This is a genomic window from Streptomyces sp. NPDC055078 (assembly GCF_053607985.1).
On sequence record NZ_JBSGUP010000733.1, the window covers coordinates 1 to 3,950 of the forward strand.

The window sequence follows — 3,950 nt, forward strand, 5'->3', positions numbered from 1 at the left end:
GGGCTGGTCCCTCGCGCGCCCCGGGCCGGTGGCGCGCGGCGGGCCGCCCGCTCAGGGCGCCGGTCCCGGGACGAGTGCGGCCGGGCGGAGCACCGGCGCGCGGGACAAACCGCCCGGGACAAGCCGCCCGGGACAAGCCGCCCGGAATGAGCGCCCGGGAGCCATGGCCGACGGGCGCGCGGCGCGGTCGAAACGCCGGGACTGCCCGGGATTACCGGGGACTGTGCTGACCTCGCGCCACCATTGGTCCGTACCGGAAGGGCCACTCGGGCGGGGAAGCGGCCCGGAGCATGGCAGGCTTGGGCCATGGCCGTACAGATCAACCCCAGCATCCTCTCCGCAGACTTCTCCCGCCTGGCGGAAGAGGCCAAGGCTGTCGAAGGCGCCGACTGGCTCCATGTCGATGTGATGGACAACCACTTCGTGCCCAATCTGACGCTGGGCGTGCCGGTCGTGGAGTCCCTCAGCCGGGCGACGGACATCCCGCTGGACTGCCATCTGATGATGGCCGACCCCGATCGATGGGCACCGCAGTACGTCGAAGCGGGGGCGGGTTCCGTCACCTTCCATGTGGAGGCCGCCGCCGCGCCCGTACGGCTGGCGCGGGAGATCCGGGCCAAGGGCGCACGGGCCTCGATGGCGCTCAAGCCCGCCACTCCGATCGAGCCGTACGAGGATCTGCTCCCCGAGCTGGACATGTTGCTGATCATGACCGTGGAGCCCGGTTTCGGCGGGCAGGCGTTCCTCGACATCATGCTGCCGAAGATCCGCCGTACCCGTGAGCTGATCTCCAAGCACGGCCTCGACCTGTGGGTCCAGGTGGACGGTGGCGTATCGGACGCGACGATCGAGCGGTGCGCCGACGCGGGCGCGGATGTGTTCGTCGCCGGTTCCGCCGTCTACGGGGCGGACGATCCCGCGCAGGCGGTGCGCTCGCTGCGCGCCCGCGCGGAGGAGACCACCGCGACGGCGGGGTGGGCCTGCCGTCACTGAGCGGCCCGCGCGTGCGCACGCTGAGCCGCGGAACGCGAACGCAGAGCAATCGCTGAGTGATCAGCAAGTGAACCAGGCCCGTCAGGGCTGATCAACATCCGGCGGATCTGACAGCATGACGGGTCCGGAGTGTGAACAGCAGTGAGGAGATCGCGGTGTCTGCTAGGCCGGTGGGACGGTCTGCCCCGCGGATGGGACCCGCGGAACTGGTGCAGGCGGCGGCCATGGCCCGCCGTTTCTATCTGGAGGGCAAGTCCAAGATCCAGATCGCGGAGGAGTTCGGAGTCAGCCGCTTCAAGGTCGCCCGGGTCCTGGAGACGGCGCTGGAGCGGGATCTCGTACGCATCGAGATCCGGGTCCCCGCCGAACTGGACGCCGAGCGCTCCGACGCGCTCCGCTCCCACTTCGGGCTGCGGCACGCGGTCGTCGTCGAGTCCCCCGCGGAGGAGGCCGAGGAGTCGCCCGACCCGGAGAACCTGGGCGAGGTGGCCGCCGATCTGCTCGGTGAACTGGTCAATGAAGGCGATGTGCTCGGCCTGGCCTGGGGCCGGTCGACCATCCATATGGCCGCCGCGCTCGACCGGCTGCCGCCGTGCACGGTCGTCCAGCTCACCGGTGTCTACGACGCGGGGACCGCCGAGCGCGGCTCGGTCGAGGCCGTCCGGCGCGCGGCACAGGTCTCGGGCGGTGACGCCCACCCGATCTACGCGCCGATGCTGCTGCCCGACGCGGCGACCGCCGCCGCGCTGCGCAGCCAGACCGGTATCGCGCGTGCCTTCGAGTACTTCGACAAGGTCACCGTCGCGGCCGTCTCCATCGGCTCGTGGGAGCGCGGTATCTCCACCGTCCACGACATGCTCAGCGACGAGGAGCGCGCACGGTACGCCTCCTATGGCGTCGCCGCCGAGATGTCCGCCCACCTCTTCGACACCGACGGCCGCCGCGTCGGCCGTGACCTGGGCGAACGGTGCATCACCGTGGAAGCCGACCGGCTCCGCCGGATCCCCGAGGTCGTCGCCATCGCGGGCGGCCGGCGCAAGGCAGAGGCCATCGCGGCCGTCCTGCGCTCCGGGCTCGTCACCAGCCTGGTGACGGACACCGCCGCGGCGGACCAACTGCTCGCGGCCCCGGCGGGCCCGCGCCCGGCCCTGGAGCGCGCGGACCCCGACGACTGAGGGACCGGTCCCCGGCCCTGGGGCCCCTTGAGGCGGTCCTGGGCCGGGCCCGCTCCTGTGGGGAGCGCGGGCAGGAGGGCGGCCCGGTCGCCGCGCGCCGGAGTTTGGAGGATCTGACCGGCGCCACCCTCATGAGCCGGAGCTTTCTCCCAGAGCGGGTGATCCCGGCGGCATGGGACAATGAAGTACGTGCGCTTTCCCCGGCTGAGCTGCCCGGGGGCCCTCCGATCGACTGGGATGTCCAGCACGTGCGTTTCCTCAATGATTCGAAGCCGCCGTACGACCTGACCTACGACGACGTGTTCATGGTGCCGAGGCGCTCCGCCGTAGGTTCCCGTCAGGGTGTGGACCTCTCGTCCCCAGACGGCACCGGGACCACCATTCCGCTGGTCGCCGCGAATATGACCGCCATCGCGGGCCGCCGGATGGCCGAGACCCTCGCCCGGCGCGGCGGCCTCGTCGTGATCCCCCAGGACATCCCCATCGAGGTCGTCACCGATGTGGTCGCCTGGGTCAAGTCGCGCCATCTGGTCCTGGACACCCCGATCGTGCTCGCGCCCACCCAGACCGTCGCCGACGCGCTGGCCCTGCTGCCCAAGCGGGCGCATGAAGCGGGCGTGGTCGTCGACGACGGACACCGGCCGGTCGGTGTCGTCACCGACGCGGACCTCACTGGAGTCGACCGCTTCACCCAGCTCTCCGAGGTCATGTCCAGGGACCTGCTGATCCTCGACGCCGGTATCGACCCGCGTGACGCCTTCCACAAACTCGACAACGCCAACCGGCGTTACGCCCCGGCCGTCGACGCCGAAGGCCGCCTCGCGGGGATCCTCACCCGCAAGGGCGCGCTGCGCGCCACCCTCTACACCCCGGCCACCGACGCCCGGGGCAGGCTGCGGATCGCCGCCGCCCTCGGGATCAACGGCAATGTGGCGGGCAAGGCCAAGCAGCTTCTCGACGCCGGGATCGACACCCTGGTCGTCGACACCGCGCACGGCCACCAGGAGTCGATGATCTCCGCGATCAAGGCGGTCCGGGGGATCGACCCCCGGGTCCCGCTGGTCGCGGGCAACATCGTCGCCGCCGAGGGGGTGCGCGACCTGATCGAGGCGGGCGCCGACATCGTCAAGGTCGGAGTGGGCCCCGGGGCCATGTGTACCACCCGCATGATGACCGGCGTCGGCCGCCCCCAGTTCTCCGCCGTACTGGAGTGCGCCGCCGAGGCGAAGAAGTACGGCAAGCACGTCTGGGCCGACGGCGGTGTCCGCCACCCGCGCGATGTCGCCATGGCGCTCGCCGCGGGCGCCTCCAATGTCATGATCGGCTCCTGGTTCGCCGGGACGTACGAATCCCCGGGCGACCTTCAGCAGACCGCCGACGGGCGGCTCTACAAGGAGTCGTTCGGCATGGCGTCCGCGCGCGCCGTCCGCAACCGTACGAGTGAGGAGTCGGCGTACGACCGGGCCCGCAAGGGGCTGTTCGAGGAAGGCATCTCCACCTCGCGGATGTTCCTCGACCCGGACCGCCCCGGCGTCGAGGACCTGATCGACTCGATCATCGCGGGCGTCCGCTCCTCCTGCACCTACGCGGGCGCCGCCTCGCTGGAGGAGTTCGCCGAGCGGGCGATCGTCGGTGTGCAGAGCGCCGCCGGATACGCCGAGGGCAAACCGCTGCACGCAAGCTGGAACTGACCGCGCGCGAGCCCGCGCCGACCTGGGCACGGGGCCGGGTCGGGGGTCCGCCTCCGCGCACGGGCCGGGTCCGCCCCGTGCGCGGACCGGT

General features: G+C 71.7%; 3 protein-coding genes. All 3 read left to right on the forward strand.

Annotated elements, in window-relative coordinates; translation table 11 throughout:
• Positions 1 to 306 precede the first annotated feature (306 nt).
• The 3 genes from rpe (at position 307) to ACWF94_RS35680 (ending at position 3,859) form a co-directional block, all read left to right on the forward strand.
• Entirely contained in the window at positions 307 to 993 is a 687-nt protein-coding gene (rpe, locus tag ACWF94_RS35670) for a ribulose-phosphate 3-epimerase (RefSeq protein WP_453498438.1), read from the forward strand.
• 131 nt (positions 994 to 1,124) lie between these two features.
• Complete coding sequence (locus ACWF94_RS35675) at positions 1,125 to 2,168, forward strand: sugar-binding transcriptional regulator (RefSeq protein ID WP_453498441.1); 1,044 nt, start codon at positions 1,125 to 1,127, stop codon at positions 2,166 to 2,168.
• Between the two features lie 248 nt (positions 2,169 to 2,416).
• A complete protein-coding gene (locus tag ACWF94_RS35680; RefSeq protein WP_453498444.1) occupies positions 2,417 to 3,859 on the forward strand; it encodes a GuaB1 family IMP dehydrogenase-related protein in 1,443 nt (480 codons plus the stop codon).
• Positions 3,860 to 3,950: the final 91 nt, after the last annotated feature.

Bases quoted from the DNA above. Each gene is read 5' to 3' on its own strand.
- rpe (WP_453498438.1), top strand. From the start codon at position 307: ATGGCCGTACAGATCAACCCCAGCATCCTCTCCGCAGACTTCTCCCGC.